The sequence below is a fragment of the Dankookia sp. P2 genome (assembly GCF_050632255.1).
GTDB lineage: Bacteria > Pseudomonadota > Alphaproteobacteria > Acetobacterales > Acetobacteraceae > Paracraurococcus.
Map to the genome: position 1 here is coordinate 451,180 of NZ_CP192581.1, position 25,936 is coordinate 477,115.

27 protein-coding genes and 7 pseudogenes are annotated in these 25,936 nt (G+C 71.2%); 16 read left to right on the forward strand and 18 right to left on the reverse strand.

What is annotated here, in order from left to right:
• On the forward strand, positions 1-201 hold the full coding sequence (locus tag ACQ86J_RS02555) for a hypothetical protein (protein ID WP_431269902.1): 201 nt from the start codon (positions 1-3) through the stop codon (positions 199-201).
• Positions 202-250: 49 nt separating this feature from the next.
• Here the strand turns inward: ACQ86J_RS02555 and ACQ86J_RS02560 are convergent, their stop codons facing one another.
• The 6 genes and pseudogenes from ACQ86J_RS02560 to phaZ all read right to left on the reverse strand — a co-directional run bounded on the left by ACQ86J_RS02560 (position 251) and on the right by phaZ (position 3,371).
• Positions 251-484, reverse strand: a complete 234-nt coding sequence (locus tag ACQ86J_RS02560; protein ID WP_431269903.1) for a tripartite tricarboxylate transporter substrate-binding protein — start codon at positions 482-484, stop codon at positions 251-253.
• A gap of 76 nt (positions 485-560) precedes the next feature.
• Positions 561-983: pseudogene (locus tag ACQ86J_RS02565) on the reverse strand (tripartite tricarboxylate transporter substrate-binding protein); the annotation flags it as partial.
• Positions 934-1,116 (reverse strand): annotated as a pseudogene (locus ACQ86J_RS02570) (tripartite tricarboxylate transporter substrate-binding protein); the annotation flags it as partial. The pseudogenes ACQ86J_RS02565 and ACQ86J_RS02570, both read right to left, overlap by 50 nt.
• Before the next feature lie 505 nt (positions 1,117-1,621).
• A pseudogene (locus ACQ86J_RS02575) lies at positions 1,622-1,759 on the reverse strand (polysaccharide deacetylase family protein); the annotation flags it as partial.
• A gap of 392 nt (positions 1,760-2,151) precedes the next feature.
• Positions 2,152-2,349: a hypothetical protein gene (locus tag ACQ86J_RS02580; protein WP_431269904.1), complete on the reverse strand. Its 198-nt coding sequence runs from the start codon at positions 2,347-2,349 to the stop codon at positions 2,152-2,154.
• A gap of 2 nt (positions 2,350-2,351) precedes the next feature.
• Positions 2,352-3,371, reverse strand: coding sequence for a polyhydroxyalkanoate depolymerase (gene phaZ, locus ACQ86J_RS02585; RefSeq protein WP_431269905.1), 1,020 nt, complete (start codon positions 3,369-3,371; stop codon positions 2,352-2,354).
• A 193-nt stretch (positions 3,372-3,564) separates the two neighbouring features.
• Between phaZ and ACQ86J_RS02590 the strand changes: the two genes are divergently transcribed.
• Positions 3,565-4,062, forward strand: a complete 498-nt coding sequence (locus tag ACQ86J_RS02590) for a glutathione S-transferase N-terminal domain-containing protein (RefSeq protein ID WP_431269906.1) — start codon at positions 3,565-3,567, stop codon at positions 4,060-4,062.
• Positions 3,987-4,217, forward strand: a complete 231-nt coding sequence (locus ACQ86J_RS02595; RefSeq protein ID WP_431272714.1) for a glutathione S-transferase C-terminal domain-containing protein — start codon at positions 3,987-3,989, stop codon at positions 4,215-4,217. Before ACQ86J_RS02590 ends, ACQ86J_RS02595 begins: the two co-directional genes overlap by 76 nt.
• An 85-nt stretch (positions 4,218-4,302) precedes the next feature.
• Here the strand turns inward: ACQ86J_RS02595 and ACQ86J_RS02600 are convergent, their stop codons facing one another.
• Positions 4,303-4,629 (reverse strand): Mpo1-like protein, encoded by a 327-nt coding sequence (locus ACQ86J_RS02600; RefSeq protein ID WP_431269907.1) that lies wholly within the window; start codon positions 4,627-4,629, stop codon positions 4,303-4,305.
• An 88-nt stretch (positions 4,630-4,717) separates the two neighbouring features.
• Between ACQ86J_RS02600 and ACQ86J_RS02605 the strand changes: the two genes are divergently transcribed.
• Positions 4,718-6,328 carry an MFS transporter gene (locus ACQ86J_RS02605; protein WP_431269908.1) on the forward strand — a complete coding sequence of 537 codons (1,611 nt, stop codon included), beginning with the start codon at positions 4,718-4,720 and terminating at the stop codon, positions 6,326-6,328.
• Between the two features lie 4 nt (positions 6,329-6,332).
• Here ACQ86J_RS02605 and ACQ86J_RS02610 read toward each other — a convergent pair whose 3' ends face one another.
• Positions 6,333-7,700 (reverse strand): calcium-binding protein, encoded by a 1,368-nt coding sequence (locus tag ACQ86J_RS02610; protein WP_431269909.1) that lies wholly within the window; start codon positions 7,698-7,700, stop codon positions 6,333-6,335.
• A 383-nt stretch (positions 7,701-8,083) separates the two neighbouring features.
• On the opposite strand from ACQ86J_RS02610, the gene dps reads away from it, so the two are divergent.
• Positions 8,084-8,587 carry a DNA starvation/stationary phase protection protein Dps gene (gene dps, locus ACQ86J_RS02615; RefSeq protein WP_431269910.1) on the forward strand — a complete coding sequence of 168 codons (504 nt, stop codon included), beginning with the start codon at positions 8,084-8,086 and terminating at the stop codon, positions 8,585-8,587.
• A gap of 151 nt (positions 8,588-8,738) precedes the next feature.
• On the opposite strand, the gene ACQ86J_RS02620 is transcribed toward dps, so the two are convergent.
• On the reverse strand, positions 8,739-9,200 hold the full coding sequence (locus tag ACQ86J_RS02620) for a hypothetical protein (protein ID WP_431269911.1): 462 nt from the start codon (positions 9,198-9,200) through the stop codon (positions 8,739-8,741).
• Positions 9,201-9,509: 309 nt separating this feature from the next.
• Between ACQ86J_RS02620 and parE the strand changes: the two are divergent.
• Positions 9,510-11,492 (forward strand): annotated as a pseudogene (parE, locus tag ACQ86J_RS02625) (DNA topoisomerase IV subunit B).
• Between the two features lie 12 nt (positions 11,493-11,504).
• On the opposite strand, the gene ACQ86J_RS02630 reads toward parE, so the two are convergent.
• The 3 genes and pseudogenes from ACQ86J_RS02630 to ACQ86J_RS02640 form a co-directional block, all read right to left on the reverse strand.
• A complete protein-coding gene (locus ACQ86J_RS02630) occupies positions 11,505-11,999 on the reverse strand; it encodes a hypothetical protein (RefSeq protein WP_431272792.1) in 495 nt (164 codons plus the stop codon).
• A 23-nt stretch (positions 12,000-12,022) separates the two neighbouring features.
• A complete protein-coding gene (locus ACQ86J_RS02635) occupies positions 12,023-13,099 on the reverse strand; it encodes an ABC transporter substrate-binding protein (protein WP_431269912.1) in 1,077 nt (358 codons plus the stop codon).
• 67 nt (positions 13,100-13,166) lie between these two features.
• Positions 13,167-13,499 (reverse strand): annotated as a pseudogene (locus ACQ86J_RS02640) (ABC transporter substrate-binding protein); the annotation flags it as partial.
• A gap of 75 nt (positions 13,500-13,574) precedes the next feature.
• On the opposite strand from ACQ86J_RS02640, the gene ACQ86J_RS02645 reads away from it, so the two are divergent.
• Complete coding sequence (locus tag ACQ86J_RS02645; RefSeq protein ID WP_431269913.1) at positions 13,575-13,874, forward strand: hypothetical protein; 300 nt, start codon at positions 13,575-13,577, stop codon at positions 13,872-13,874.
• A gap of 46 nt (positions 13,875-13,920) precedes the next feature.
• On the opposite strand, the gene ACQ86J_RS02650 is transcribed toward ACQ86J_RS02645, so the two are convergent.
• Entirely contained in the window at positions 13,921-14,736 is an 816-nt protein-coding gene (locus ACQ86J_RS02650; RefSeq protein WP_431269914.1) for an alpha/beta fold hydrolase, read from the reverse strand.
• 45 nt (positions 14,737-14,781) lie between these two features.
• Between ACQ86J_RS02650 and ACQ86J_RS02655 the strand changes: the two are divergent.
• The 9 genes and pseudogenes from ACQ86J_RS02655 (at position 14,782) to ACQ86J_RS02695 (ending at position 21,531) form a co-directional block, all read left to right on the forward strand.
• Positions 14,782-16,802 (forward strand): annotated as a pseudogene (locus ACQ86J_RS02655) (DEAD/DEAH box helicase).
• Positions 16,803-16,934: 132 nt separating this feature from the next.
• Complete coding sequence (locus ACQ86J_RS02660) at positions 16,935-17,183, forward strand: hypothetical protein (protein WP_431269915.1); 249 nt, start codon at positions 16,935-16,937, stop codon at positions 17,181-17,183.
• Positions 17,125-18,183, forward strand: coding sequence for an acyl-CoA dehydrogenase (locus tag ACQ86J_RS02665; protein WP_431269916.1), 1,059 nt, complete (start codon positions 17,125-17,127; stop codon positions 18,181-18,183). Before ACQ86J_RS02660 ends, ACQ86J_RS02665 begins: the two co-directional genes overlap by 59 nt.
• 31 nt (positions 18,184-18,214) lie before the next feature.
• A complete protein-coding gene (locus ACQ86J_RS02670; protein WP_431269917.1) occupies positions 18,215-18,649 on the forward strand; it encodes a DUF2721 domain-containing protein in 435 nt (144 codons plus the stop codon).
• A gap of 4 nt (positions 18,650-18,653) precedes the next feature.
• On the forward strand, positions 18,654-19,106 hold the full coding sequence (locus ACQ86J_RS02675; RefSeq protein WP_431269918.1) for a TRAM domain-containing protein: 453 nt from the start codon (positions 18,654-18,656) through the stop codon (positions 19,104-19,106).
• The gene (locus ACQ86J_RS02680) at positions 19,067-19,936 is read left to right on the forward strand and encodes a class I SAM-dependent RNA methyltransferase (RefSeq protein WP_431269919.1); all 870 of its coding nucleotides are present in this window, start codon (positions 19,067-19,069) and stop codon (positions 19,934-19,936) included. The genes ACQ86J_RS02675 and ACQ86J_RS02680 overlap by 40 nt, the downstream gene beginning before the upstream one ends.
• 74 nt (positions 19,937-20,010) lie before the next feature.
• Positions 20,011-20,331: a hypothetical protein gene (locus tag ACQ86J_RS02685; RefSeq protein ID WP_431269920.1), complete on the forward strand. Its 321-nt coding sequence runs from the start codon at positions 20,011-20,013 to the stop codon at positions 20,329-20,331.
• 20 nt (positions 20,332-20,351) lie between these two features.
• On the forward strand, positions 20,352-20,990 hold the full coding sequence (locus tag ACQ86J_RS02690) for an MBL fold metallo-hydrolase (protein WP_431269921.1): 639 nt from the start codon (positions 20,352-20,354) through the stop codon (positions 20,988-20,990).
• A gap of 10 nt (positions 20,991-21,000) precedes the next feature.
• Positions 21,001-21,531: an MBL fold metallo-hydrolase gene (locus tag ACQ86J_RS02695; RefSeq protein ID WP_431269922.1), complete on the forward strand. Its 531-nt coding sequence runs from the start codon at positions 21,001-21,003 to the stop codon at positions 21,529-21,531.
• On the opposite strand, the gene ACQ86J_RS02700 is transcribed toward ACQ86J_RS02695, so the two are convergent.
• From ACQ86J_RS02700 to ACQ86J_RS02720, 5 genes and pseudogenes are all read right to left on the reverse strand, one after another.
• Entirely contained in the window at positions 21,440-23,551 is a 2,112-nt protein-coding gene (locus tag ACQ86J_RS02700; protein WP_431269923.1) for an acyl-CoA dehydrogenase C-terminal domain-containing protein, read from the reverse strand. The genes ACQ86J_RS02695 and ACQ86J_RS02700 overlap by 92 nt on opposite strands.
• Positions 23,552-23,703: 152 nt before the next feature.
• Positions 23,704-23,760: pseudogene (locus ACQ86J_RS02705) on the reverse strand (acyl-CoA dehydrogenase N-terminal domain-containing protein); the annotation flags it as partial.
• A gap of 10 nt (positions 23,761-23,770) precedes the next feature.
• The gene (locus ACQ86J_RS02710) at positions 23,771-24,880 is read right to left on the reverse strand and encodes an enoyl-CoA hydratase/isomerase family protein (protein WP_431269924.1); all 1,110 of its coding nucleotides are present in this window, start codon (positions 24,878-24,880) and stop codon (positions 23,771-23,773) included.
• A 34-nt stretch (positions 24,881-24,914) separates the two neighbouring features.
• Positions 24,915-25,433 carry a 3-hydroxyacyl-CoA dehydrogenase family protein gene (locus ACQ86J_RS02715; protein ID WP_431269925.1) on the reverse strand — a complete coding sequence of 173 codons (519 nt, stop codon included), beginning with the start codon at positions 25,431-25,433 and terminating at the stop codon, positions 24,915-24,917.
• A complete protein-coding gene (locus ACQ86J_RS02720) occupies positions 25,355-25,924 on the reverse strand; it encodes a 3-hydroxyacyl-CoA dehydrogenase family protein (protein WP_431272715.1) in 570 nt (189 codons plus the stop codon). Before ACQ86J_RS02720 ends, ACQ86J_RS02715 begins: the two co-directional genes overlap by 79 nt.
• Positions 25,925-25,936 lie beyond the last annotated feature (12 nt).

The window sequence follows — 25,936 nt, forward strand, 5'->3', positions numbered from 1 at the left end:
ATGCAGACAGAGGACCACCGGCACGAGGACAATGGCCAGGGCCGGGTGAAGGATCCGGGCCGCGACGGGCGGCTCAAGCAGAATCGGGACCGCGGCATCTCGCTCGGCACCACCCATCGGCGGGAGGATTCCGAGCCGACCGGCAAGGGCAAGGTGAAGAACCCGGCGCGGGACGGGCGCCTGAAGGCCAACAAGCGCTGAACCGGAAAGGCTGCCCCACGGCGAAGCGAGGGGCGCTGACCCCAAGCCTTCAGTCCGCGGTGATCCTGGCCGCCTGGGCGATCTCGCGCTGCTTCGCCAGCTCCGCCCGGGACAGGGCTGCCAGTTCCTCCGGCGTGCCGCCCATGACCTCCAGCCCTTGTCGCTCCAGTTCCGCCCGCGTCGCCGGCTCGGCGAGCGAGGCGTTCACCAGGGCGTTCAGCCGGGCGACGACCGGCGCCGACGTGCCGGCCGGGGCATAGAGCGCCCACCATCCCTCCACCACCGCCCCGGCCAGGCCGGATCTCGACCAGGGTCGGCACCTCCGGGAAGAGCGGGTGGCGCGCCGCGCCGGTCACCGCCAGCGGCCGGATCGTCCCGGCGCGGATATGCGGCAGGAAGCCGAGTGGGTGGTAGACCATGGCATCCAGCGTGCCGTTCAGCAGGTCCGCCACGGCGCGCGAGCCGTCGCGGTAGGGCACGTGGGTCAGCGGCAGGCCGCTGCGCATCTCGATCAGCGCGGTGGTCAGGTGGCCGGTGGTGCCGGTGCCCGCGGTGCCGACTGAAACCGGCCGTTGCCGCGCCAGCGCCAGGAATCCGGCCAGGTCCGTGACGCCGAGTTGCGGCCGGACGCCGAGGATGACCGAGGTCTTGGCATAGCTGCAGATCGGCGCCGAAGTCGCGCAGCGGGTCGTAGGGGATGGCGGCCATGATGACCGGGTTGGTCGCCATGGTGCCGCTGGTCCCGAACAGGATCGTGTACCCGTCCGGCGCCGCCTGGGCAACCGCCTGGGTGCCGACCACCCCGCCGGCGCCGGTGCGGTTGTCCGCCACCACGGGCTGGCCGAGGCCCGCAGTCAGCGCGGCGGCACAAAGCCGCGCCAGGATATCGGTGGTGGTCCCGGCGGCGAAGGGCACGATGAGGCGCAGCGGCCGGTCCGGCCAGTCCGCGGCGCGGGCCGAGGCGGAAGCGCAGCGCCGCCGCGGCGGCGAGGAGCGCGCGGCGCCTCATGCCAGCGGCTCCGCCGATACGTAGCCGGCCAGCATGGGTAGGGCGACGCCGCGGCGGAGCGGCACGCAGGCCTCGGGCGGCTCGGCCAGGAATCCACCGCCCTGGTCCTGCCAGCCGCCGAGCACCTGGTCGAGCTTGCCGCATGGCGCCGTTCGGCAGGTCGTGCAGCACCATCAGCACGGGCTCGCTCGCCGCCGCATGCTGGGCGCGGGCGCGGTCGGGCCAGCCCTCCGGGTCGTCGAAGTCGCGCGGGATGGCGTTCCACAGCACGACGGTATGGCCGCCGGCCTGGAGGTGCCGCACTGCCATGGGGTTCAGCAGGTGCGGGCCGAGCGTCCAGCCATCGCCATTTGGGCGGAACAGCCGCCCCGGCTCCCGCAGGTCGCCGAGCAGGGCGTCGCAGGCCTCGATCTCGGCCACTGCCTCCGGCCCGGGGCGGCGGCCGAGCGGGGCGGCATGGCTGAGCGTGTGGTTGCCGACGGCGAAGCCCTCCGCTCGCATGCGCTCGGCCAGTGCCCGGCGGGCGGGGTCGCGCAGCTTCTCGCCCACCAGGAAGAAGGTTGCGGGGATCCGGCGCCTGTCCAGGATGGCGAGGACGCCGGGGTGACCTCGGGCTCCGGCCCGTTGTCGAAGGTGAGGCAGAGGGGCTGCATGGGAGGCAGGCTACACCGCTGGCGGGCGGCGTCGAGGTGGACCGGCGGCGGAGATCTGAGCGGTTTGAAGCGGGCTCCGATCTGCCTCAAATCGGCTCAGGAATAGTGAGGCCGGTCCGGCCCCGATCCCGGCGAGGCCGCGGCCACGGCGGCTTTCCAGCCGACGCGCTTTTGCGATTGAGGAGTTGAGCTTTTCAAATCGGCCCGGCGGGACATCGGAGACGAGGCTTCGACATTGCTTATTTTCCTATATCAGCCCGGGCCGCGCGAAGCAACGGCCGCGCAGCCTTACCCCTCATTCGCCTGGATCACCTCGCGCACCCGCGGATAGACCTGCTGCGCCCAGCGCCGGCCGCTGAAGACGCCGTAATGGCCGACGCCGGTCTGCAGGTGGTGCCGCTTCATCGTCACCGGCACGCCGCGGCAGAGGTCGAGCGCCGCCATGGTCTGGCCGATGGCGCAGATGTCGTCCTTCTCGCCCTCCACCGTCAGCGCATGGCGGTGCGGCGGATCGCCTCCGGCCGCACCTTCCGGCCGCGGAAGGCCAGCCGGCCGAGCGGCAGGTCGTGCTCCTGGAACACGCTCCGCACCGTCTCCAGGTAGAACTCCGCCGGCAGGTCCATCACGGCGAAATACTCGTCGTAGAAGCGCCGGTGCATCGCCGCCCTCGCCGCGTCGCCGTCATGGATGTTCCAGAACTGGGCGTGGTGGGCCCGGACGTGGCGCTCGAGGTTCATCGCCATGAAGGCGCCGACCTGCACCGCGCCGGGATAGACCCGGCGGCCGCCACCCTTGTGGCGCCAGGGCACCTTGGCGATCAGCGTGCTCTCGAACCAGGCGATCGGCTTCGCCTGGGCCAGTTCGTTCACCTTGGTCGGGTTGACCCGGGTGTCGATGGGACCGGCCAGCAGCGACATGCTGCGCGGCGAGCAGGGGTCGCGGTCCTCGGCCATGACCGCCACCGCGGCCAGCACCGCGACCACCGGCTGGCAGACCGCCAGGACATGCGCGCCGCGGCCGATCGCCCGCAGGAACTGCATGATGTGGGCGGTGAACTCGTCCAGCCCGAAGACCCCGGCCGAGAGCGGCACGTCGCGCGCATTGTGCCAATCGGTGATGTAGACGTCGTGGTCCTGCAGCAGCACCTGCACGGTGTTGCGCAGCAGGGTGGCGAAGTGGCCGGACATCGGCGCCACCACCAGCACCCGCGGCAGGCGGATGTCCACGTCCTTGCGGAAATGCAGCAGGCTGGCGAAGGGCGTCGCGGCGACCACCTGCTCCTCCACCTCGACCAGGCGGTTGCCGACGCGGACCGGGCCGATGGCGAAGGCTGGCCGGGCATGGGTGATGCCGGCATGGCCGAAGACCTGCATCGCGGCCTGCATCTGCCGGAGCGGGAAAAAGGCGGGATGCGCCGTGTCGAGCCCGGCGAGCATGCCGCCGCCGCGCGCCATCCGCCGCATCGGGCTCAGCAGGTCCTGGGTGGCTTGCAGCGCGTGGTAGATCATCCCGGGGGCGGCCTCCCTGCTGCGCCTCAGGCCCAGCACCGCCCCGCATGGTGCCAGCGCGGCACCTTTTCGCAACTGCGAAAGCGCTGCTAGGCTGCATGATCACCGCCGACCGAGGAGGGCGCGATGGCCGTGCAGACCTCGCCGGAGGACCGCCGCGGCCGCGCCCACCGAAGCCCGCCCGGCGCTCGCGGTGCTGCGGATCAGCAGCCGCAACTACTCCTCCTGGTCGATGCGCGGCTGGCTGCTCTGCCGCATGGCGGGGATCGCCTTCGAGGAGGAGGTGGTCTCGGCCGACGACCCGAATTCGCGCGCCGAACTGCTGCTGCAATCCTCCTCCATCCTGATCCCCTCCCTGCGGCATGAGGGCGCCGAGCTCTGGGACACGCTGGCGATCGCCGAATACCTGAACGAGCTGGTGCCGGAGGCGCGGATGCTGCCGGCCGACCGCCTGGCCCGCGCCCGCTGCCGCGCCATCAGCGGCGAGATGCATGCCGGCTTCGCCGCGCTGCGCTCCACCCTGCCGATGAACCTGCGCGCGATGGTGCCGAATTCACGCTCTGGTCCGGCGCGCGGGCGGATATCGAGCGCATCCTCTGGATCTGGCGCGACTGCCTGGGGCGCTGGGGCGGGCCCTGGCTGCTGGGGGCGGAGAGGAGCGTGGCGGATGCGATGTATGCGCCGGTGGTGACGCGCTTCCGGACCTATGACGTGAAGCTCGACGCGGTGTGCGAGGCCTATGCGCAGACCATCCTCGGCTGGCCCGACGTCGCCGAATGGATCGAGGCCGGCCGGCGGGAGCCGGAGGCGCGCATCACCGAGCTGGACCTGGAAGCCGAGTTCTGAAGGTCGGGGCGGGAGACGTGTTCCCTCCAATCCCCGCCCTCCCTGTCCGCGGGTCGGCAGCCGCCACCCGGCGATCCGCCGCGGCCTACAGTCCCTGCCGGCGCAGCTCGGCGCCGAGCCGCCCTGTTGCCGCCAGCCAGGCGAGGCGCAGGTCGCCCAGCAGCGACCAGGCCGGGTAGGTGAAGGTCGCGGGGCGGTTGCGCTCGATCAGCAGGTGGGAGACCCAGGCGCAGCCATAGCCGACCACCGGCGCCAGCAGGGCAAGCCACCAGGGGCCGCGCAGGATCGCGACGGCCAGCAATGCGACCGCGGCCCAGGTGCCGCCGACATGCACCACGCGCGTCGCCGGCCGGGCATGCTCCCGCAGATAATGGGGCCAGAAGGCGGCGAAGCTCTGGAAGCGCTCGGCCATGGGAAGGCAGTTGGGCGCGCTTCGGCCCCGTCGCAAGGTCGCGGGGGTTTCGCTTCCGAAGCCGGCATGACCATGCCTATCTCCCGGCATGCCTCTCCGACTCCCGATGCCGCGCGCCTTCCTTCCGCTTCGCCACGCCGTCTTCCGCACGCTCTGGCTGGCGACGCTCGCCAGCAATATCGGCATGTGGGTGCAGAACACCGGCGCGGGCTGGCTGATGACCAGCCTCGACCCGGCGCCGCTGATGGTCTCCCTGGTCCAGGCCGCCTCGATGCTGCCGGTCTTCCTGCTGGCGCTGCCGGCCGGCGCGCTGGCCGACATCATCGACCGGCGCATCTTCCTGATCGGCGCGCAGGCCTGGGTGCTGGCCATGGCGCTGATCCTGGCGGCGCTGACCGCGACCGGGTCGCTCGGCCCCTGGGGGCTGCTGGCGCTGACCTTCGCGATCGGCGCCGGCAGCGCGATGAACTTCCCCGCCTGGGCGGCGACCACCAACGAGCTGGTCCCGCGCGAGGACCTGGTCGGCGCCATCGCGCTGAACGGCATCGGCTTCAACCTGGCGCGCGCGCTCGGCCCGGCGCTCGGCGGCTTCGCCATCGCCGCGGCCGGGCCGCAGGCCGCCTTCGTGCTGAACGCCGCCGCCTTCCTGGTGCTGATCGTCGCGCTGGTCTTCTGGCGCCGCCCGGCCGAGCCACGTGGCCGGATGCCGAAGGAGCACCTGGTTTCCGCCATGCGGGCGGGGCTGCGCTTCGTCTCGGCCAGCCCGGCGATGCGGGCGGCGATCCTCAGGGCCTGCACCTTCTTCCTGTTCAGCGCCGCGGTCTGGGGGCTGCTGCCGCTGTTTGTCCGGCAGCAATTGGGATTGGGCCCGCAGGCCTTCGGCCTGATGCTGGGCGTCATGGGGCTGTCGGCGGTGGCGGCGGGCTTCGCCCTGCCCTCGCTGCGCGGGGTGCTCGACCGCAGCGGGATGGTGTTCTGGGCCTCGATCGGCATCTGCGCCGCCATGGGCATCCTGGCGGCCTCGACGCATTGGGCGCCGGCGGCGCTCGGGATGCTGCTCTACGGCGCCTCCTGGATCGCCGCCGGCAGCACGCTCGGCGCCTCGGCCCAATTGGCGGCACCGGGCTGGGTGCGGGGCGCGGGCGATCGCCATCTACCAGCTCAGCTTCTTCGGCGTCATGGCGCTCGGCTCGGCGCTGGCCGGCTGGGTCGGCGGGCGGTTCGGCGTGCCGCTGGCGCTGAGTGCCGCGGCCGGGCTCGGCGCCGTCGCCGCCGTCGCGGTGCGCGGCTGGCGGATCGACAGCGTGGCCCTCGTCCCCGCCGCCGCCGTCCCGGCCCCGGCGCCCGAGCCGAAGCCCCCGACCCGGCGCTGCGCGCCCTGCTCGGCGAGCATTCCGGCCGGGTGCTGGAGGTGGTGCGCTACTGCATCGACCCGACGGCGCGGGACGCCTTCCTCGGGGCGATGCAGGAGGTGCGGCGGGTCCGGCTGCGCTCCGGCGCGGCGACCTGGCGGCTCTATGAGGACGTGGCGCATCCGGAGCGCTGGGTCGAGCTCTGGACCGTCGAGAGCTGGACCGAGCACCTGCGGGAAGAGGCGCGGCGGACCGACTGGGACCGCGCCGCGCTCGCCCGGGCGGCGGCGCTGCACCGGGGCGGGGAGCCGCCGGAGGCGGCGCGCTTCCTCAACGTGGTGCCCTAGGCCCTCAGCCCAGCGGCCGACCCTCGTAGACCCCGTATTGCAGGTAGTGCTGCAAGGGGTCGATGCCGGCCGCCGCCACGTCCGGATTGGCCGCGAGATAGGCATTCGTGTGGAGAATTCGGCCCGGGATCGACCCCTGCCCTCCAGCCGTAGATGTCGTAGTGCAGCAGCGGGTCGATCCCCGCCGCGGCGACGCCAGGGTTCTGCGCCAGGTAGTACTTGGTGTCGAAGAGGTAGTTCGGGTTCGCTCCGGCGCGCCAGCCATAGGCCTGCCAATGCGCATAGGCATCGACCCCGGCGGCGCCGACCGCGGGGTTGGACAGCAGGTAGTATTGCAGAATCGAAACCCTGGTTGATGGCGAAGCCGACCGCCTGGTGCACCGGCCGGCCTTCGGCCTGGCCGTAGTCCAGGTAGTGCTGGAGCGGGTTGAGCCCGGCCCGCGCGACGTCCGGGTTCTGCAGGAGGTAGAGCGTGGTGTCGAAGCTGGCCGAGGGATCGCGGCCCTCCTTCCAGCCATAGTTGACGTAGTGCGAATAGGCGTCCAGCCCGGCCCGGGCGACCTCCGGGTAGGCGGCGTTGTAGCCGGCATAGTCGAACAGCCCGGTGCGGATGACGAGCGAACCGCTCGACAGGTCCCAGACCGTCCCGGTGGCCTGGAAATAGACCAACTCCACCTTCTGCGAATTGGCGGCGAAGTAGTTGTTGAACTCGATCGCATTCTGCCCGCCGGCCGCCTGCATGATCAGGTCGTTGCTGAGAATTCGGGCGGGTGAGCTGGAAGGCGGCCTCGGTCCGGTCGGTGCCGACGACCAGGATATCGGTACCCGATGTTTCGGTGATCGTATCCCGGCCGAAGGCACCGGAGACGAAGTAGACATCGTTGCCGTCGCCGCCGAGCAGGGTGTCGTTGCCGCCGAGGCCGATCAGCAGGTCGTTGCCGGGCGAGGCCAGGATGGTTTCGGCGGCGCTCGTCCCGGTGAAGCCGATATTGCGGAAGGCCGAGCCGTCGGCGAGGTTCCAGACGGTGCCGGAGTCGGTAAAAAGAACCGTCTCGACGATCCCGCTGCCGAAGGATGCCGGGCTGAAGTAGCTGTTGAGGGTGACGGAGTTGTCGCCGCCGACCTGCTGTATGATCAGGTCGTTGCCGAACCACGGGTGCACCAGGCGGAAGGCTGCTGGCGTGTAGTCGGCGGCGAACCGGATCTGGTCGGTGCCCGAGGTGTCGCTGATGCTGTCCTTGCCGAAGGCTCCGGAGAAGACATAGACATCGTTGCCGTCGCCGCCACGCAGCGTATCGTTCCCGCCAAGGCCGGTAAGGGTGTCGTCGGCGGCGGTGCCGGTGAGCGTCTCGCTGGCATTTGTTCCGTCCACGATCATACGAATTCTCCTCAATATTGCGAAGTGCAAATGGAAGACGACGAGCGAGACGGCTCAAAATCGAGCAGAGGGTCCGAAAATTCCGCAATAACTAGCTGGGGCCCGAAGCCTTAGACACTCTAACGTGAAATAAAAGGCAAATCGAACCAGAACGGTTTGGTTCTCATCGACCCTCTTGTTCCGATATCGGCCTGTTTCCGTCCCACGGCCTGATCCGAGGCAAACTCCGCCGCGGCCGGGTCGTCGCGCACGGATTTGTCATGCCTCCCGGAGCCCGGTCGTGCGCTCCCGTATCGCTGCCAGCATGGCCCGTGGGAACCGACCGAAAGACGTCTCGGTCCCCGCATCCGTGCCGGAACGAGACCGAGGAGAAGAGCATGGCGAAAGCCCAGACCCACGAGACCCGCAACGACGTCAAGACCAATGCCAAGCAGGTCTCGATCGGCGTGCTGCAGGGATGCCTCGCCGACGGCATCGACCTCTACAACGCCACGCGGCAGGCCCACTGGAACGTCAAGGGCCCGCATTTCGGCGAGCTGCACAAGCTGTTCGAGGAATTCTACAACGCCCTGCAGACCAGCACGGACGACCTGGCCGAGCGCATCGTCCAGCTCGGCGGCACCGCCTGCGGCACCACCCAGGTGCTGGCGAAGACCACCCGGCTGCCGCCCTATCCGACCGACCTCTATGCCGGGATGGACCATGTGAGGGCGCTGGCCGACCGCTACGCCCTGGTGGCGAAGACGCTCCGCGACGGGATCGATCAGACCGACGAGGCCGGCGATGCCGACACCGCCGACCTGCTGACCGAGCAGTCCCGCGCCACCGATAAGATGCTCTGGATGATCGAGGCGCATCTGGACCACGACACCGCGCGCTGAGCCGTGCGAGGGGCGGCGGGGAATCATCCGCCGTCCCCGCCATCAGGCGATCAGCACCGCGGCCGACAGCCTGGCGGTGCCGGTCGGCCCGCCCTGTGGGCCAGCGACGCGGAGGCGTCGCCGGCACCATCGGCATCGACCTGCACGAGCATCATGCCGCTGCCCAGATGGAGCCGCAGTGAGGCGGCATCGAGCGGCGCCCGACCACCATGCGGCCCGCCGGGAAGAGCGCCGCGACATCCAGCCGGTCGCCCGCGGCCGTCGAGACGTCGGTGATGGCGTCGCCCCGGTCGGCCCGGCCGAGGACGCCGAAGCGGTCCGCCCCGCCCCGACCTCCAGCGTGTCGTCGCCGCCGCGCCCCTGGATCAGCTTCCCCGTGGCACCGCCCGTCAGGGCGTAACGCCACCGGCCCGGTGGCCGCCAGATGGGTGACGAGGTCGAGCTTCAGGGTCGCGCCGCCCAGCATCGCCATCCGGTCGCCCAGCGCGCTGCGGTTGACCCCGGCGCGGGAGCAGGTGCTGGTCGCGAGCATCCAGGCATCGATCAGCAACGCATTGAAGGCGCGCTGCGGCCTGGCGTCCCGCAGCGACTGTGCCCGCCGCGAGCCCGCCATTCAGCCCGGTGCCACGCCGCGCCGCCTCCGCCAGCAGGGCGAGCCGGGCCCGGCTCACCAGTTCAAGAAGATATGGCTCATAGGCGCTCGGCCAAGTCATCTGCTGCGCGTCCTGGTCCGGCCCTCCCTGGCACAGGCCGGCGACGGCGTTGCAGAAAGCGATTAAAGCAAAACATTTGGTTAACGCATGTTGGTACTTCTATCGAAAGTTGGAATGCAGCGTGGATCGGCGCGCCCAAGCTCGAATCGCCTCGCGCATTGTATGAGGGCGGCGAGGCGGCTATCGTGGCGGGATCAGGGGAACAAGACATGAACGACCTGTTCGGAGGCAAGCGGCCCCCGAAGGGCGGCGCGCCCGAGCCCGCCTCCTACACCGCCCGCGACATCGAGGTCCTGGAGGGGCTCGAGCCCGTCCGGCGCCGGCCCGGCATGTATATCGGCGGCACCGACGACAACGCGCTGCACCACCTGGCGGCCGAGATCCTCGACAACGCCATGGACGAGGCGGTGGCCGGCCATGCCGACCGCATCGAGGTGGTGCTGGAAGCCGGCAACTGGCTGCTGGTGCGCGACAACGGGCGCGGCATCCCGACCGACCCGCACCCGAAATTCCCGAAGCTGAGCGCGCTCGAGGTCATCCTCACCACGCTGCATTCCGGCGGCAAGTTCTCCGGCAAGGCCTACGACACCTCGGGCGGGCTGCACGGCGTCGGCAGCAGCGTGGTGAACGCACTGTCCGGAGACACTGGAGGTCGAGGTGGCGCGCGACCGCACGCTGTTCACCCAGGCCTATTCGCGCGGCAAGCCGCTCGGCAAGCTGAAGAACGCCGGCGCAATCCACAACCGCCGCGGCACCTCGATCCGCTTCAAGCCGGACCCCGAGATCTTCGGCCCGCTGCAATCCTCGGCGGCGCGGCTCTACCGGCTCTGCCGCTCCAAGGCCTACCTCTACCGCGGCGTCGAGATCCGCTGGTCCCGCGACCCGTCCCTGGTGAAGGACGAGACGCCGGCCCAGGCCACGCTGCACTTCCCCGGTGGCCTTGCGGACTACCTCGCCGGCGCGATCGAGGGCCGCAGCCAGGTCGTCCCCGCCCCCTATGTCGGCGAGGCCAGCTTCCCCGAGGGCGCCGGCCGCTGCGAATGGGCGATCACCTGGCTCGACCAGGGCGAGGGCTTCCTCTCGACCTATGCCAACACCATCCCGACCAGCCAGGGCGGCACGCATGAGGCCGGGCTGCGCGGCGCGCTGGTGAAGGGGCTGCGCGCCTATGGCGAGCTGAAGAAGGAGAAGCGCGCAGCCACCGTCACCGCCGAGGACCTGTTCGGCGGCATGGCGGGGATGCTCAGCGTCTTCGTCCGCGACCCCCAATTCCAGGGCCAGACCAAGGAGAAGCTGACCAGCCCCGAGGCGCAGCGGCTGGTGGAAGCCGCGCTGCGCGACCATTTCGACCATTGGCTGGCCGGCGACCCGCAGACCGCCGACAACCTGATGGCCTGGGCGATCGAGCGCGCCGAGGACCGCATCCGCCGGCGCGAGCAGAAGGAGACGCCGCGCAAGTCGGCCACCCGCAAGCTCCGCCTGCCCGGCAAGCTGGCGGATTGCAGCCGGGAAGGCGTGGACGGCACCGAGCTCTTCCTGGTCGAGGGCGACAGCGCCGGCGGCTCCGCCAAGCAGGCGCGCGACCGCGAGACCCAGGCGGTGCTCCCCTGCGCGGCAAGATCCTCAACGTCGCCAGCGCCAGCGCCGACAAGCTGCGGCAGAACCAGGAGCTGAAGGACCTGATCGAGGCGCTGGGCTGCGGCGCCGGCGACCGCTTCGACCTTGCCCGCCTGCGCTACGGCCGCATCGTCATCATGACCGACGCGGATGTGGACGGCGCGCACATCGCAGCACTCCTGATGACCTTCTTCTACAAGGAGCTGCGCGAGCTGGTCAGCCAGGGCCGGGTCTTCCTGGCCCAGCCGCCGCTCTACCGGCTGCAGGCGGCCGGCAAGTCGGTCTACGCGATGGACGACCGCGACCGTGACCGCATCCAGAAGCGCGAGTTCAAGCCGAACCAGAAGGTCGAGGTCAGCCGCTTCAAGGGCCTCGGCGAGATGCCGCCGGCGACCCTGAAGGAGACCACCATGGACCCGAAGCGGCGCACCCTGCTGCGGGTGATGCTGCCGCCGGAGGACCGGGCGACCACCGCCGAGCTGATGGAGGCCTTGATGGGCCGGAAGCCGGAGCTACGCTTCCGCTTCATCCAGGACAATGCGGCGAAGCTGGACGTGGAGGAGGTGGATGTCTGAGCCGCGGCCGCCTCAGGGCCCGGTCGGACGGAAGGACAGCGACATGGTCGCCACCGCCGCCTCCAGGCAGGGCTTCAGCGCGCGCGGGAATTCGATCCAGAGCGTGGCGATCACCGCGCCGCCGCGCGCCAGGAAGCTGCGCCGGTAGTAGATGCGGTCGGCCAGGTAGCCCGAGAGCACGAACCAGTCCCGGGTGACCCGGCGATAGGTGACGCTGCCCCGGCCATTCTCGCCAATGTCGCGCTCGGCCTCGGCCAGCACCGCCGCCAGCGACTGGTGCTCGGGGTTGCGCAGGCCGGTCACCACCGCGGTGGCCCGCCGCCCGGCGGCCCAGAAGCGGACGCTGTCGCCGTTCTGCGGTATGCTTTCGGGGTCGAGCACGAAGCCGGCCGGGTAGTCGAGGCCGAAGCCCCAGGCCGGGTTGCGGTAGGCGAGCGGCCGTCCGCCGCGCAGCGCCCCGCATTCCGGCTGCGCCGAGGCAGGCGCCGCCAGCAGGCAGCCGAGCACCAGGCCAATGGTCAGGCGCAGTGCTAGGGCCCATTCCCCTGGCGGCGCCGCAGCGGCTCGAGTCGCCGCTCCGGCCGCCGTCCCAGCGCCAAGCAATCCGCCGCCGTCACCGCGGCCAGGCCGGGTTGCCGGCGCCGCAGCAGGGCGGCCCGCGCCATCACCTTCGCTTCGGCGGCCGACCAGCCCAGTCGCCGCCGCAGATCCATCCCGTCCATCCTGCCACCTCCGGCGCGGTCGCCGGGACCGCGCCGGTGAGAAACGCGCCGGGTGCGGGCGGGCTCCCTCAGGCGCTTGACCAGCGGGCAGCCGCCCTCGCTCAGCGGCCGCCAGGCCTGGTCGGGCGGGATGTCGGTCAGCAGCTTGCAGAAGTCGTACTTGTACTTCGCCTCCGCCTCCCGCTTCACCTCCCACAGGTGCATGACATGCAGGGTGCGGCCATCCTCGCGGATGCGGACATTCTCGTTGTACATGTCGTTCACCGGCATCGCCTTCATCTGCGCTGCGACCGCATCGGCATCCGTGCCGCCGGCCGCCTGCACCGCCTTCAGCCAATGCGTCACGCCGGTATAGACCGCCGCATGCTGCAGCCCGGGCGGGGTGGTCATCTTCGCCATGTACCGCCGCGACCAAGCGCGCGTCGCCTCCGACTGGTCCCAGTAGAAGCTGTCGGTCAGCACCATTCCCTCGCAGGTCTTGTGCCCCAGCGCGACCAGGTCGGTGACCTGCACCAGTAGCGTGGCGATCCGTGCGCCGCCGCGCGTGAGGCCGAATCCCGCGGCCTGCTTGATGCAGTTCTGCAAGTCGGTGCCGGCCAGGGCGAAGCCGATCACCTTGGCGCCCGAGGCGCGCGCCTGGATCAGGAAGGAGGAAAAGTCGGCATTGTTGAGCGGCGCCCGCACCGCGCCGAGCACCTTGCCGCCCGCCGCCCGCACCGCCGCCATGGTGTCGCGTTCCAGCGCATGGCCGAAGGCGTAGTCGGAGGTGATGAAGTACCAGCTGTCGCCGCCGGACTTCGTCAGGGCCGTGCCGGTGCCATGCGCCAAGGCGTAGGTGTCGAAGCCGAAGTGGATGCCGTAGGGCGAGCACTTCGCCCCGGTCATCGTCCGAGGTCGCCGGGCCGGTGATCAGGTAGATCCGCTTCTTCTCGCGGCAGACCTCCTGGATCGCCAGGCCGGAGGAGCTGGCGGCGCCATCCACCAGCACGTCGACGCCAAGGTTGTCGATCCATTCCTGCGCCAGCCCGGCCGAGACATCGGCGCGGTTCTGGCCATCAGCCTGGCGCGTGGTGACCGGCCGCCCCAGCACGCTGCCGCCGAAATCCTGGATGGCGAGTTCGGCGGCCACCCGGTTGCCGGGGCCGCCGACATCGCGGAAGGGGCCGCTCATGTCGCTGAGCAGGCCGATCTGGATGGGCCTAGGCTGGGCGCGGACCAGGCGGGGCATGGCCAGCGGCAGGGCGGCCATGCCGGTCAGCATGGCGCGGCGTTCGATCTTGGACATTATCTTTACTCCCTGACGCAACGATGCCCTGAAGCCGCGCGGGATTCAAACCGGCGTGCCAGGATGCGGGCGCCCATGCGCCGCCCGCTCGCCCCCGCCGCCCTGCTGCTGCTGCTGTCTGTCGCCGCCGCAACGGTCGAGGCCCGGCCCGATGCCGCCTCGGTCGAGGCGGCGCGGCGCTTCCTCTGCCCACATGGCGGGATGCCGGTGCGCGGCCAGGGCGGACGGTGCCGGATGGCGGCGGGCGACGGCGCGACGCGCGGCTGGGATCGCGGCCTGCCGCCGCCGGCGCATCGCCAGGCCCCCTGCCCGCCCGGCACCCGCGCGGCGGAGGCGCTGGCGCGGCCTGAGGCAGTGCGCTGCCTGCCGGATTGAACCGCCGTCGTCCCGCGCGGCGGCGCCCGGGGCGTGGGCTGCCGGGCTAGCGGCCGAGCCAGCCCCGCAGCAAGGCCGTGGTCGCCGCCGGGGCCTCCATCGGCGGCAGGTGCCCGCAGCCGGGGATCCGGTGGAGCACGGCGCCCGGGATGCCGGCAGCCATTTCCGCCGCATGATCGGGTGGGGTCAGCACGTCCTGCTCCCCCACCGCGACCAGGGTCGGCACCCGGATGCCGGGCAGGTCGGGCCGGCTGTCGGGGCGGCCGAGGATCGCGGCCTGTTGCCGCAGGAAGGCGTCGCGGCCGACCCGCTCCGCCATGGCTGTCACCTCGGCTGCCACCGGCCGGGCCATGTTGTCGGGATGCAGTAGCTGCGGCAGCAGTCGCGGCGTCACGCCCTTGAACAACCCGGTGCGGGTCAGCCCGATCAGCCCGCGGCGGCGGCGAGCCTGTTCCGGGGTGTCGGGACGGGCCGAGGTATCGAAGAGCGCCAGCCGGTCCACCCGCCCCGGTGCCTGACGGAGGATCTCGAAGGCCAGGTAGCCGCCCATCGACAGGGCGACCAGGCCGAAGCGCGGCGGCGCCGCGGCCAGGGCACGGGCGGCCATCGCGGCCAGGCTGTCGTCCTGCGTGGCGTCGGCGACCAGGCATTCCATCCCGCCCCGCAGCGCCGCCAGCTGGTCGCGCCAGAGCCGGTCGTCGCAGAGCAGTCCGGGCAGGAAGAGCAGGCTGGGCGATGCGGGCATGGCGGGTGCCCTTAATCGTCGCGTCGGCCCGGCACAATCCATGGCGATGCTTGATTTCCCGGCCCCAAAAGCGCATATGGCGGCCGGACCTGGAACGGCGGCCTTCTGATTCGGCATGCCGGGCGTCGGTTTTCGGCCCTTGCGCCCTCGCAACCGGCCGCCATGCCGCCGCTGTCCCGGCGAAGGAACCGACCGCACTTGACCGATACCTCCGACCGGCCCGCCGAAGCGGCCGCCGATATCCAGCACGACGCCACCGAGAACCCGGCCGCTCTGCCGGTCGCGGAGGCGGCCATCGAGGCCGCGCCGGCGGAGGAGATCGGCGCCGCCCCGGCGGACGAGGTCGCATCCGCGCCAGCAAGCGAACCCGAGGCGGCCCCTGCCGCCGCAGCCATGCCGGCGCCGGAGCCGGCCGCCATCGTGGCCGAGGCCGACACTGATGCGGCCGAGGAGGAAGATGAGGAGGACGAGCCGGAGGAGGAGGACTCCGCCGAGGCCGCCGCCCCGCGCGTCACCTTCGCCGATCTCGGCTTGTCCGAGCCCATCCTGCGCGCGGTGACCGAAGCCGGCTACGTGACGCCGACGCCGATCCAGGAAGCGGCCATCCCGATCGTGCTGATGGGCCGCGACGTGCTGGGGTGCGCCCAGACCGGCACCGGCAAGACCGCCGGCTTCACGCTGCCGATGCTCGACATCCTCGCCTCCGGCCGGGCCAAGGCGCGCATGCCGCGGTCCTTGATCCTCGAGCCGACGCGCGAGCTGGCGCTGCAGGTCGCCGAGAATTTCCGTGAAGTACGGCAAGCACCTCAACCTGGTGCACGCCCTGCTGATCGGCGGCGAGAGCATGAACGACCAGCGCGCGGTGCTGGAGAAGGGCGTCGACGTCCTGATCGCCACGCCGGGCCGGCTGCTCGACCTGTTCGACCGCGGCCGCATCCTGTTGGCCGACTGCAAGGTGCTCGTCATCGACGAGGCCGATCGCATGCTGGACATGGGCTTCATCCCGGACGTGGAGCGCATCGTCTCCATGCTGCCGCCGATGCGGCAGACCATGTTCTTCTCGGCCACCATGGCGCCCGAGATCCGCAAGCTGGCCGATGCCTTCCTGCAGAACCCGAAGGAGATCAGCGTCTCCGCGCCCGCCAGCGTGGCGACGACGATCACCGCCGGCCTGCTCTGGACCCGGGAACTCGACAAGCGGGAGGCGCTGCGGCGGCTGATCCGGCGGGAGCAGGTGCAGAACGCGCTGATCTTCTGCAACCGCAAGACCGAGGTCGACATCCTCTACAAGTCGCTCAAGCGGCACGGCTTCTCGGTCGGCGCGCTGCATGGCGACATGGACCAGCCGACTCCGCTTCGCCACCCTGACCAAGTTCAAGGCGGGCGAGTTGCAGCTGCTGGTCTGCTCGGATGTCGCGGCGCGCGGCATCGACATCGGCGGGCTGTCGCATGTGTTCAACTTCGACGTGCCCTTCCGCGACGAGGATTACGTCCACCGCATCGGCCGCACCGGCCGGGCTGGCCGGCAGGGCGCCGCCTTCACCATCGCCACGGCGGACGACGCCCGCAACGTCGCGGCGATCGAGAAGCTGACGGGACGGCCGATCCCGCGCATCGAGATCGAGGGGCTCGACCCGGTCAGCGCCGAGGAGATCGCCGAGGCGGCGGCGCGGCCGAAGGGCCGTGGCCGCGGCGGCCCGGCCCGCGGCAGCAGCCGGGACGCCGGCCGGGGTGGCCGCGACCGGCGCCCGGAGCGCGGCGAGCGTCCGGCCCGCCCGGAGCGGGATGTCGCTGCTTCCCAGGCCGAGCCGGCCGAGCGTCCCGCCCGGCCGGAGCGCGACCGCGGCGGCCCGCCGCGCGACCGTGACCGCCCGGCGCGGGGCGACCGGCCCGAGCGCGGCGCCCGCCTCGAGCGTGGCGGTCGTGACCGCCCCGAGCGGGTCGAAGGCGAGCGCCCGGACCGGTTCGAGCGCGACCGCCCCGCCACCCCGGCCCGTGACTACGAGCGCGACCGCGCGCCGATGGCCCGCGGCCGCGACCGCGACGACCACAGGCGGCGCGACCGCGACGATCTCGGCCCGGCAGTGCGCGGCTTCGGCGATGCCGTCCCCGCCTTCATGCTGATCCCGATCCCACGCCCCCGCCGCGACCCGGCGGCGGACCAGGAACAGGAAGCGGCCTGAGCCGTTCACGCCTGCTGTTGCGACGGAAGCGGCCGGGTTCTTCCCGGCCGTTTTCGCATCCGCCGCCCGTTGCGGGACCCCGGCCCCGCGCCAGATTGCGCCCACCACCACGGTCCCTCGAGGAGAACGCCAATGAACGTCGCGAACCCCGTCGCCATCCCCTCCTCGGGCGCGTCCGATACCGCGGTCGTCGCGCCGCGCCGCTCCCAGCCCGCCTTTGTCTGGGAAGACCCGCTGCTGCTGGAAGGCGCGCTGTCGGAAGACGAGCGCATGATCCGTGACGCTGCGCACCAGTTCTGCCAGGAGAAGCTTGCTGCCCCGCGTGCAGGAGGCGTTCCGCAAGGAGACCTTCGACCGCGAGATCATGAACGAGTTCGGTGAAATGGGCTTCCTCGGCGCCACGCTGCACGGCTATGGCTGCGCCGGGATCAACTACGTCTCCTACGGGCTGATGGCGCGCGAGGTCGAGCGCGTCGACAGCGGCTACCGCAGCGCCTTCTCCGTGCAGTCCAGCCTGGTGATGTACCCGATATACGCCTTCGGCTCGGATGCGCAGAAGGAGAAGTTCCTGCCGAAGCTGCGGACCGGCGAGTTCGTCGGCTGCTTCGGCCTGACCGAGCCCGATGCCGGCTCCGACCCGTCCTCGATGCGCACCCGCGCGAAGAAGGTCGATGGCGGCTACATCCTCAATGGGTCCAAGACCTGGATCACCAACTCCCCCATCGCCGACGTCGCCGTGGTCTGGGCCAAGGACGATGAGGGCATCCTGCGCGGCTTCCTGGTCGAGCGCGGCATGAAGGGCTTCACCACCCCGAAGATCGAGGGCAAGTTCAGCCTGCGCGCCAGCGTCACCGGCATGATCATGCTCGACGACGTCTTCGTGCCGGAGGAAAACCGCCTGCCCGGCGTGAAGTCGCTGGCCGGCCCCTTCTCCTGCCTCAACCGCGCCCGCTACGGCATCGCCTGGGGCGCCCTCGGCGCGGCCGAGGATTGCTGGCACCGCGCGCGTGAGTACACCCTGCAGCGCAAGATGTTCGGCCGGCCGCTGGCGCAGACACAGCTGGTGCAGAAGAAGCTGGCCGACATGCAGACCGAGATCACCCTCGGCCTGCACGCCGTGCTGCGCGTCGGCCGGCTGTTCGACGAGGACCGCGCGGCGCCGGAGATGATCTCCCTGGTCAAGCGCAACAACTGCGGCAAGTCGCTGGACATCGCGCGCGTCGCCCGCGACATGCATGGCGGCAACGGCATCGTCGACGAGTACCACGTGATCCGCCACGTCATGAACCTCGAGACCGTCAACACCTATGAGGGCACGCATGACGTCCATGCGCTGATCCTCGGCCGGGCGCAGACCGGGCTGAACGCCTTCGGCGGCTGAGTCAGGCCAGGTTCGGCTGGGGCCGGGGATAGTGCTGGCCAACCTGCCGGGCCTGAACGACATTGCGGAGATCGAGCGCGTGATCCAACTGGCGATCGCGCCCGCCTTCCTGCTCTCGGGCATCTTCAGCCTGGTCACCATCCTGGCCAACCGGCTGGCGCGCATGATCGACCGCGAGCGGGCGGTGCGCGCTGGCCAAGCCACACCGCTGCCCGGCGAGCGGGCCTACATCGTTCGCCGCGCCCGCCAGGCGCACCGCGCCATCGGCGCCTGCGTGCTGGCGGCCTTCCTGCTCTGCCTGCTGATCATCATGTCCTTCGCCGGGATCCTGCTGCGGCTCGATGTCGCCTGGGTGCTGGCGGCGCTGCTGGTCGCCTCCATGCTGGCGTTGATGGTGGCGCTGCTGTTGCTGCTGGCCGAGATCGGCCTGGCCTTCCGGCACCTGCCGCTGCTCGAAGGCGAATGACCCGATGAACGATACGCTGGCCGGCGAAACCCTGGAGGTCGAGGCGCTGGGTGCCGCCGGCGACGGCATCGCCCGCCGCGGCGGCCGGACGCTCTTCCTGCCCGGCACCCTGCCGGGCGAGACGGTGCGCGCCCGGCTGGTGGGCAAGCGCGGCGACGCTCTGCTGGCCGAGGCCGAGGCGGTGCTTGCCCCGTCCCCCGACCGCGTGGTGCCGCCCTGCCCGCATTTCGCCACCTGCGGCGGCTGCGTCATCCAGCACCTGGCCGATGCGCCCTATGCCGCCTGGAAACGCGCCAAGCTGGTCGAGGCGCTGTCCCGCGCCGGCTTCCCCGATGCGCCGGTCGGGCCGCTGGAACGCACCCCGCCGATGACCCGCCGCCGCGCCGATCTGGCGCTGCGGCGCGGCTCGGCGGCGGCGTGCTGGTCGGCTTCCACGGCCGCGGCAGCGACACGGTGACGGACCTGGCGACCTGCCTGGTGCTCGACCCGCGCTTGGTCGCGCTGATCGAGCCGCTGCGCGGCCTGCTCAAGCGGCTTGCGGCGCTGAAGCGGGAAGGCTCGGCGGTGGTGAACCTGCTGGAGACCGGCCCGGACCTGCTGCTGCGGACCGATGGTGTGCTGGACGCGCCGGCGCGCAGCCTGCTGGCTGCCTTCGCCGCCGAGCAGCGCATCCCGCGCGTCGCCTGGGCGCAAGGCAACAACCCGCCGGAGACGGCGGCGCAGCTTGGCCCGGTCAGCATCGCGCTCGGCGGCGTCGCGGTCTCGCCACAGCCCGGCGCCTTCCTGCAGGCCAGCCCGGCCGGCGAGGCGGCGATCGTCGCCGCGGTGCTGGCCGGCCTGCCGGCGAAGCTGCCGCCGCGCGCCTCGGTCGCCGACCTCTTCGCCGGGCTCGGCACGCTGAGCTTCCCGCTGGCGGCCCGTGCCCGCGTCACCGCCTTCGAGGGCATGGCGGACTCGGTCGCGGCGCTCGCGGCCGGGGCCGGCAAGGCCGGGGCACGGGTGCAGGCGGTGCGGCGCGACCTGGACCGGCAGCCCCTGGTCGCGAAGGAGTTACAGAGCTACGCGGCGGCGGTGCTCGACCTGCCCTTCAACGGCGCAGCGGCCCAGGTCCTGTTGCTGGCAAAGTCGGTGGTGCCGCGCATCGTCTACGTCTCATGCAACCCGGCCGCGCTGGCTCGGGATGCGCAGGTGCTGGCGCAGGGCGGCTACCGGGTATTGGCGGCGACGCCGGTGGACCAGTTCCTCTGGTCGCCGCACCTCGAGAGCGTGGTGGTCTTCGCCCGATAGGCGGGCGCAACGGGTTGATCCCCGGCGCGGTCTGCCCATTCAATAGGGCAGCTTCCCCGGGGAGGGATTTCTCGATGTCCGTGACGATCGATCGCCGCCTGGCCTTGGCCGGGCTGCCCGCGCTGCTGGCCGCGCCCGGCCTGCTGCGCCCCGCCGCCGCCCAGACCGCCCCGGCGCCCGCCGCGCCACAGGCGCCCGGCTTCTACCGCTTCAAGGTCGGCAGCTACACCGTCACCACGGTGCATGACGGCTTCCGCGACGTGCCGCTGGCCGGCTTCGTCCGCAACGCGCCGATCGAGGAGGTGAAGCAGGTCCTCGCCGAGAGCTTCCTGACCGGCGACAGCTTCCGCATTCCCTTCACCGTCACCTTCGTGGATACCGGCACCCGCTGGTAGCCTTCGATACCGGCAACGGCGTGACCCCGGCCGGCGCCACCATGGGCCGGATGATCCAGAACATGCGCGCCGCCGGCATCGACCCGGCCAAGGTCACCGCGGTGGTGATGAGCCATTTCCACGGCGACCACGTGAACGGCCTGCTGAATGCCGAGGGCGGCGCCGCCTTCCCGAATGCCGAGGTGATCGTCCCCGCGGCCGAATGGGCCTGGTGGAGCGACGAGGGCAACGCGACCCGCAGCCCGGAAGGCCAGCGCCCGGATCTCGCCAACAGCGCCCGCCGCTTCGGCCCCTACAAGGACCGCATCCGCCAGGCCGCCGAGGGCGCCGAGGTGGTGCCGGGCATCCGCGGCGTGCCGGCCTATGGCCACACCCCGGGCCACACCTGCTACCACATCGCCGACGGCGCGGCGCAGGCGATGTTCGTCGCCGACGTGACCAACCGGCCCGAGCTGACCGCGCGCCGGCCCGACATGCACATCGTCTTCGACTTCGACGCGACGATGGCGGAGGCGACGCGGCGGCGGATCTTCGACCGCGTCTCGGCCGACCGCATCCGCGTCACCGGCTACCACTTCCCCTTCCCGGCGAATGGCTACATCGCCAAGGAGGGCAACGGCTATCGCTTCGTGCCGGCCGATTGGTCGAGCGCGGTCTGAGGGGACGGACATGAACCGACGCAGCCTGCTGGGCGCCGCCGCCGCCGCGCCCCTGCTCTCCGCCCTGCCCGCCGCGGCGCATCATGGTCACGAGATGGCCCAGGCGCCGGGCTTCTACCGCTTCAAGGTCGGCGGCTTCACCGTGACCACGGTGTTCGACGGCTTCACCCCGCGCGCCAATCCGGCCCGCACCGGCATGGTGGCGAACCAGCCGGCCGAGGCGGTGGACCAAGCGCTTGTCGAGGCGCTGCTGCCGACGGCGCGGCTCGACAATCCCTTCACCGTCACCTTCCTCGATACCGGCAAGCAGGTGATCGCCTTCGACACCGGGACCGGCGGCGGGCAGCTTTCCGAGACCTCCGGCCTGCTCGAGCACAACATGGAAGCCGCCGGGATCGAGCCCGAGCAGGTCAGCCAGATCGTCTTCAGCCATTTCCACGCCGACCACATCACCGGCCTGACCACCAGGGACAACACGGTGGTCTTCCCGAATGCCGAGCTTCGCGGTGCCGGCGGTGGAATGGGCTTTCTGGGCCGATGAGAGCAATGCCGGCCGCGTGCCGGAGAACCAGCGCGGCACCTTCGCCAATGTCCGCCGGCGCTTCGGCCCCTATCAGGCGAAGCTGCGGCAATCTGCCTGGGGCGCCGAGGTCGTGCCGGGCGTCCGCGCCATCGCCGCGCCGGGGCACACACCGGGCCATACGGTGTTCCAGGTGGCGGACGGGGCGGAGCAGCTCTTCGTCATGGCCGATACCTCCTCCCGGCCGGAACTCTTCCTGCGCTATCCCGGCTGGTTCTCCGGCTTCGACATCGACGGTCCATTGGCGAGCGAGAGCCGCCGCAAGCTGTTCGAGCGGGTGGCGGCAGAGCGGGCACGCATCACCGCCTACCACTTCCCCTTCCCCGCCAATGGCTATGTGGCGCGCTGGGGCGAAGGCTTTCCGCTTCGTGCCGGCCGACTGGTCCAGCACGGTCTCAAGCGGCGGGCACCGCCTTCCCCAGAAGGCGGCGTCCTCGAACGCCCGCAGGCTCTCGCCGCCGGCCAGCACCTTGGCTGCCAGCGAGGAGGTCTCCGGCAGGATGCGCTGCATGAAGAAGCGCGCGGTCGCCAGCTTCGCCTTGTAGAAGGCGTCGTCCTTCCCGAGCGCGACCGCCGCCATCCGCGCCCAGGCATAGGCCATGGCGGTCAGGCCGAAGAGGCGGAGGTAGTCCGTCGCCGCCGCACCGGCCTCGAAGGGGTCGCGCAGGCCGCGCTGGGCGACCTCCGCGGTCACCTGCTGCAGTCGGCCGAAGGCCTTGGCCAGCGGCAGGATGAACTCCTCCATCGCCGCGTCGTCCTGCTGCGCCTCGATGAAGGCGAGGGCGGGGTGGAAGAAGCTGCGCAGGTAGCGCCCGCCATGCGCGCCAAGCTTGCGGCCGACCAAATCGAGCGCCTGGATGCCGTTGGTGCCCTCGTAGATCTGGGTGATGCGGGCATCGCGCGCGAACTGCTCCATCCCGTTGTCGCGGATGTAGCCGTGGCCGCCCCAGACCTGCATGCCCATCACCGCGGCGTCCCAGCCGGCATCGGTGAAGATCGCCTTGATGATCGGCGTCATCAGCTGGACGAAATCATCGGCCTGCTGCCGCACCGCAGCGTCGGGGTGCCGGAGGGAGACATCGTGCTCCAGCGCGGCGAAGGCCGAGAGCGCGCGGCAGCCCTCGGTCATCGCCCGCATGGTCAGCAGCATGCGCCGCACGTCGGGATGGACCAGGATCGGGTCGGCGGCCTTGTCCGGCGCCTGGGTGCCCTGCAGGCCGCGGCCCTGGATGCGGTCCCGGGCGTAGGCGACGGCGTTCTGGTAGGCGATCTCGGCGATGCCGAGCCCCTGCACGCCGACGCCGAGCCGCGCCTCGTTCATCATGGTGAACATGGCGCTGAGGCCCTTGTGCGGCCGGCCGACCAGCCAGCCCTTCGCCTCGTCGAAGGCCATGGCACAGGTGGCGCTGGCCTTGATGCCCATCTTGTGCTCAAGGCCGGTGCAGGTGACGGCGTTGCGCGGGCCGGGGCGGCCATCCTCGGTCGGGAGGTACTTCGGCACGACGAAGAGGCTGATGCCGCGGGTGCCGGGCGGCGCATCCGGCAGCTTCGCCAGCACCAGGTGGATGATGTTGTCGGCCAGGTCATGCTCGCCGGCGCTGATGAAGATCTTGTTGCCGGTTATGCGGAAGCTGCCGTCCTCGGCCGGCACCGCCTTGCTGCGGATCAGGCCGAGATCGGTGCCGCAATGCGGCTCGGTCAGGCACATGGTGCCGGACCACTCGCCGCTGGTCAGCTTCGGCAGGTACAGCGCCTTCTGCTCCGGCGTGCCGTGCTTCGAGATCGCCATGTAGGCGCCGTGCGACAGGCCGGGATACATGCCGAAGGCCATGTTGGCGGAGCAGATCATCTCCTCGACCAGCAGGCCGACCGATTTCGGCAGGCCCTGGCCACCGTAGTCCGGATCGGCGCCGAGCGAGGTCCAGCCGGCCTCGCGGAAGGCGCGATAGGCCGCGGGGAAGCCGCGCGGGGTGCGGACCACGCCGTTCTCCAGCGTGCAGCCTTCTCGTCGCCGCTGCGGTTGAGCGGCAGCAGGACCTCGGCGCAGAATTCCGCCGCCTCCTCCAGCACCGGGTCGACAAGATCGGGGCCGATCTCCTCGCAGCCCGGCAGGGCGCGCAGGCGGTCCGCACCGGCGAGTTCGTTGAGGACGAAGCGCATGTCGCGCAGGGGGGCATTGTATGCCGGCATCTTGCGATCCCTAGTTCCGCAGCGGCCGGCCGGTCTCGAGCATGTGCTCGACCCGGGCCAGCGTCGCCGGCGTCCGCAGCAGGGCCATGAAGCTGCGGCGCTCCAGCGCGTGCAGCCTGGCCTCGGTCGTCTCCTCGGTATGGTCCTTGCGGCCGCCGGTCAGCGTCTCCGCCAAGTGGTCGCAGACCACGACGTCATGCGGCGTGGCGCGGCCGAGCGCCGCCTGCTGCTGCACCGCCATCGCCAGCGCGGCGCGGCCGGAGGCGCCGGGCAGGCGCAGCGGCTTCACCTCGGGCGGCGCATAGCCCTCGACCAGCGAGAGCGCACGGGCCTCGGCATCGGCCAGCAGACGGTCGCGGTTGAAGGTGACGCCGTCGGTTGGCCGCAGCAGCAGCATCTCCTTCGCCTCGAAGGCCGATTTCGCCACTTGCGCGGTCGAGATCATCTCGAAGGCCTTGGCGACGGGCGGCATCGGGCCCTTGGGCGCGCGCGGGTTCTCCGCGCAGCGGCGCAGCATGGCGGTGCAGCCGCCCCAGCCCGGGATCAGGCCGACGCCGACCTCGACCAGGCCGATATAGCTCTCGGCATGCGCCTGCACCGCGTCGCAATGCAGCAGGATCTCGCAGCCGCCGCCGAGCGCCATGCCGGAGGGCGCGCCGACCACCGGGAAGGGCGCGTCGCGCAAGCTGCGCATCGCCTTCTGCCCCTGTTCAATCAGCCCCTCGATCTCGCCCCAGGCGGCGATGTTGGCGGCGAAGAGGGCAAGGCCAATATTGGCGCCGACGCTGAACTGCTCGCCCTCGTTGTGGATGACCAGGGCCTTGAAGCCGCCCTTCTTCCCCAGGGCGATCGTCTTGCCGATCATCTCGACGGTGCCGGGATCGAGCGCGTTCATCTTGCTGTGGAATTCGAGGCAGGCGACGCCGTCGCCGACATCCCAGAGCGAGGCGGAGCCGTTCCTCGCCAGCGGCTTCGCGCGGCGCTTGATGTCGGCCAGCAGCAGCACACCCGCTGGCCGCGGCACGGCGTGGTAGCCGCCATCGGTGCCGAAGTATGCGAGGGCACCGTCCTGGACGCGGTAGAAGCTGCCCTCGCCGATCTGCGCCAGCAGCGGCGGCACCGGGCGGCCATCCTCGGCCAGCGCCCTCGCCAGCTCAAGCCGCGCCGAGGCGGTCGATCAGCTCGAAGGGCCCGTATTTCCAGTTGTAGCCGAGCCGCATGGCGGCATCGACATCGGCGACGCTATCGGCGATCTCCGGCACCAGCGACGCGGCATAGGCCAGCGTGTCCAGCAGCACCGCCCGCGCGTAGCGGCCGCCGCGATCCGGATGCTCTGCCAGCGCGCGCAAGTCACGCAGCGACAGGCTCTCGAGCGCGGCTTCGCTCTCGCGGTACTCGCCGGTCCAGAGGTCGATGGCGCGCTTCAGGCTCTCGCCGCCCGGCCCCCTCTCCCGCGTGTAGAAGCCGCCCTTGCCCTTCCGGCCGGTGCGGCCCTCGGCGATCATCCGGGTAATGAGCGCGGTGTCGCGCAGGCCGAGCACATAGGCGTCGTCCTGCGGCAGGGTCGCCTTCATGCTGGCCGCGACATGCGGCATCAGGTCGATGCCGACCAGGTCGAGCAGGCCGAAGACGCCGGGTCTTCGGCACGCCCATCGGCCGGCCCATAACCGCATCGGCTTCCTCGACCGTCAGCTTCAGGTCGAAGGCGCGGTTGATGGCGCTCTGCATCCACATGCCGCCGATCCGGTTGGCGATAAAGCCCGGGCGGTCCTTGCAGGGAATGACGGTCTTGCCGAGCACGCGGTCGCCGGACCTCGGTGACGGCGGCCAGCGCATCCGGCCGCGTCGCCGGTCCCCGCACCACTTCCAGCAAGCGCATGTAGCGCGGCGGGTTGAAGAAGTGGGTGATCAGGAAGTCGGCGGCGAAGCTCTCGCCCAGCCCCTCGGTCAGGGCCGCCAGCGGAATCGTCGAGGTGTTGGAAGAGACGATCGAGCCCGGCTTCCGCACCGCCTCCAGCTTTGTATAGAGCGCGCGCTTGGCCTCCGGCCGCTCGACGATCGCCTCGACGATCCAGTCGCACTCCGCCAGCAGCGGCAGCCCGCCTTCGATGTCGCCCGGCGTGACCAGCCCGCGCCGCCGCCTTCTGCATGAACGGCGCCGGATCCGTCCTCAGCA

Coding starts and splice junctions, on each gene's coding strand:
- ACQ86J_RS02555 (WP_431269902.1), top strand. CDS start 1: ATGCAGACAGAGGACCACCGGCACGAGGACAATGGCCAGGGCCGGGTG.
- phaZ (WP_431269905.1), bottom strand. CDS start 3,371: ATGATCTACCACGCGCTGCAAGCCACCCAGGACCTGCTGAGCCCGATG.
- ACQ86J_RS02600 (WP_431269907.1), bottom strand. CDS start 4,629: ATGGCCGAGCGCTTCCAGAGCTTCGCCGCCTTCTGGCCCCATTATCTG.
- ACQ86J_RS02605 (WP_431269908.1), top strand. CDS start 4,718: ATGCCTCTCCGACTCCCGATGCCGCGCGCCTTCCTTCCGCTTCGCCAC.
- dps (WP_431269910.1), top strand. CDS start 8,084: ATGGCGAAAGCCCAGACCCACGAGACCCGCAACGACGTCAAGACCAAT.
- ACQ86J_RS02620 (WP_431269911.1), bottom strand. CDS start 9,200: ATGGCGGGCTCGCGGCGGGCACAGTCGCTGCGGGACGCCAGGCCGCAG.
- ACQ86J_RS02635 (WP_431269912.1), bottom strand. CDS start 13,099: ATGACCGGGGCGAAGTGCTCGCCCTACGGCATCCACTTCGGCTTCGAC.
- ACQ86J_RS02645 (WP_431269913.1), top strand. CDS start 13,575: ATGCGCCGCCCGCTCGCCCCCGCCGCCCTGCTGCTGCTGCTGTCTGTC.
- ACQ86J_RS02650 (WP_431269914.1), bottom strand. CDS start 14,736: ATGCCGAATCAGAAGGCCGCCGTTCCAGGTCCGGCCGCCATATGCGCT.
- ACQ86J_RS02660 (WP_431269915.1), top strand. CDS start 16,935: ATGAACGTCGCGAACCCCGTCGCCATCCCCTCCTCGGGCGCGTCCGAT.
- ACQ86J_RS02675 (WP_431269918.1), top strand. CDS start 18,654: ATGAACGATACGCTGGCCGGCGAAACCCTGGAGGTCGAGGCGCTGGGT.
- ACQ86J_RS02685 (WP_431269920.1), top strand. CDS start 20,011: ATGTCCGTGACGATCGATCGCCGCCTGGCCTTGGCCGGGCTGCCCGCG.
- ACQ86J_RS02695 (WP_431269922.1), top strand. CDS start 21,001: ATGAACCGACGCAGCCTGCTGGGCGCCGCCGCCGCCGCGCCCCTGCTC.
- ACQ86J_RS02715 (WP_431269925.1), bottom strand. CDS start 25,433: ATGCGGTTATGGGCCGGCCGATGGGCGTGCCGAAGACCCGGCGTCTTC.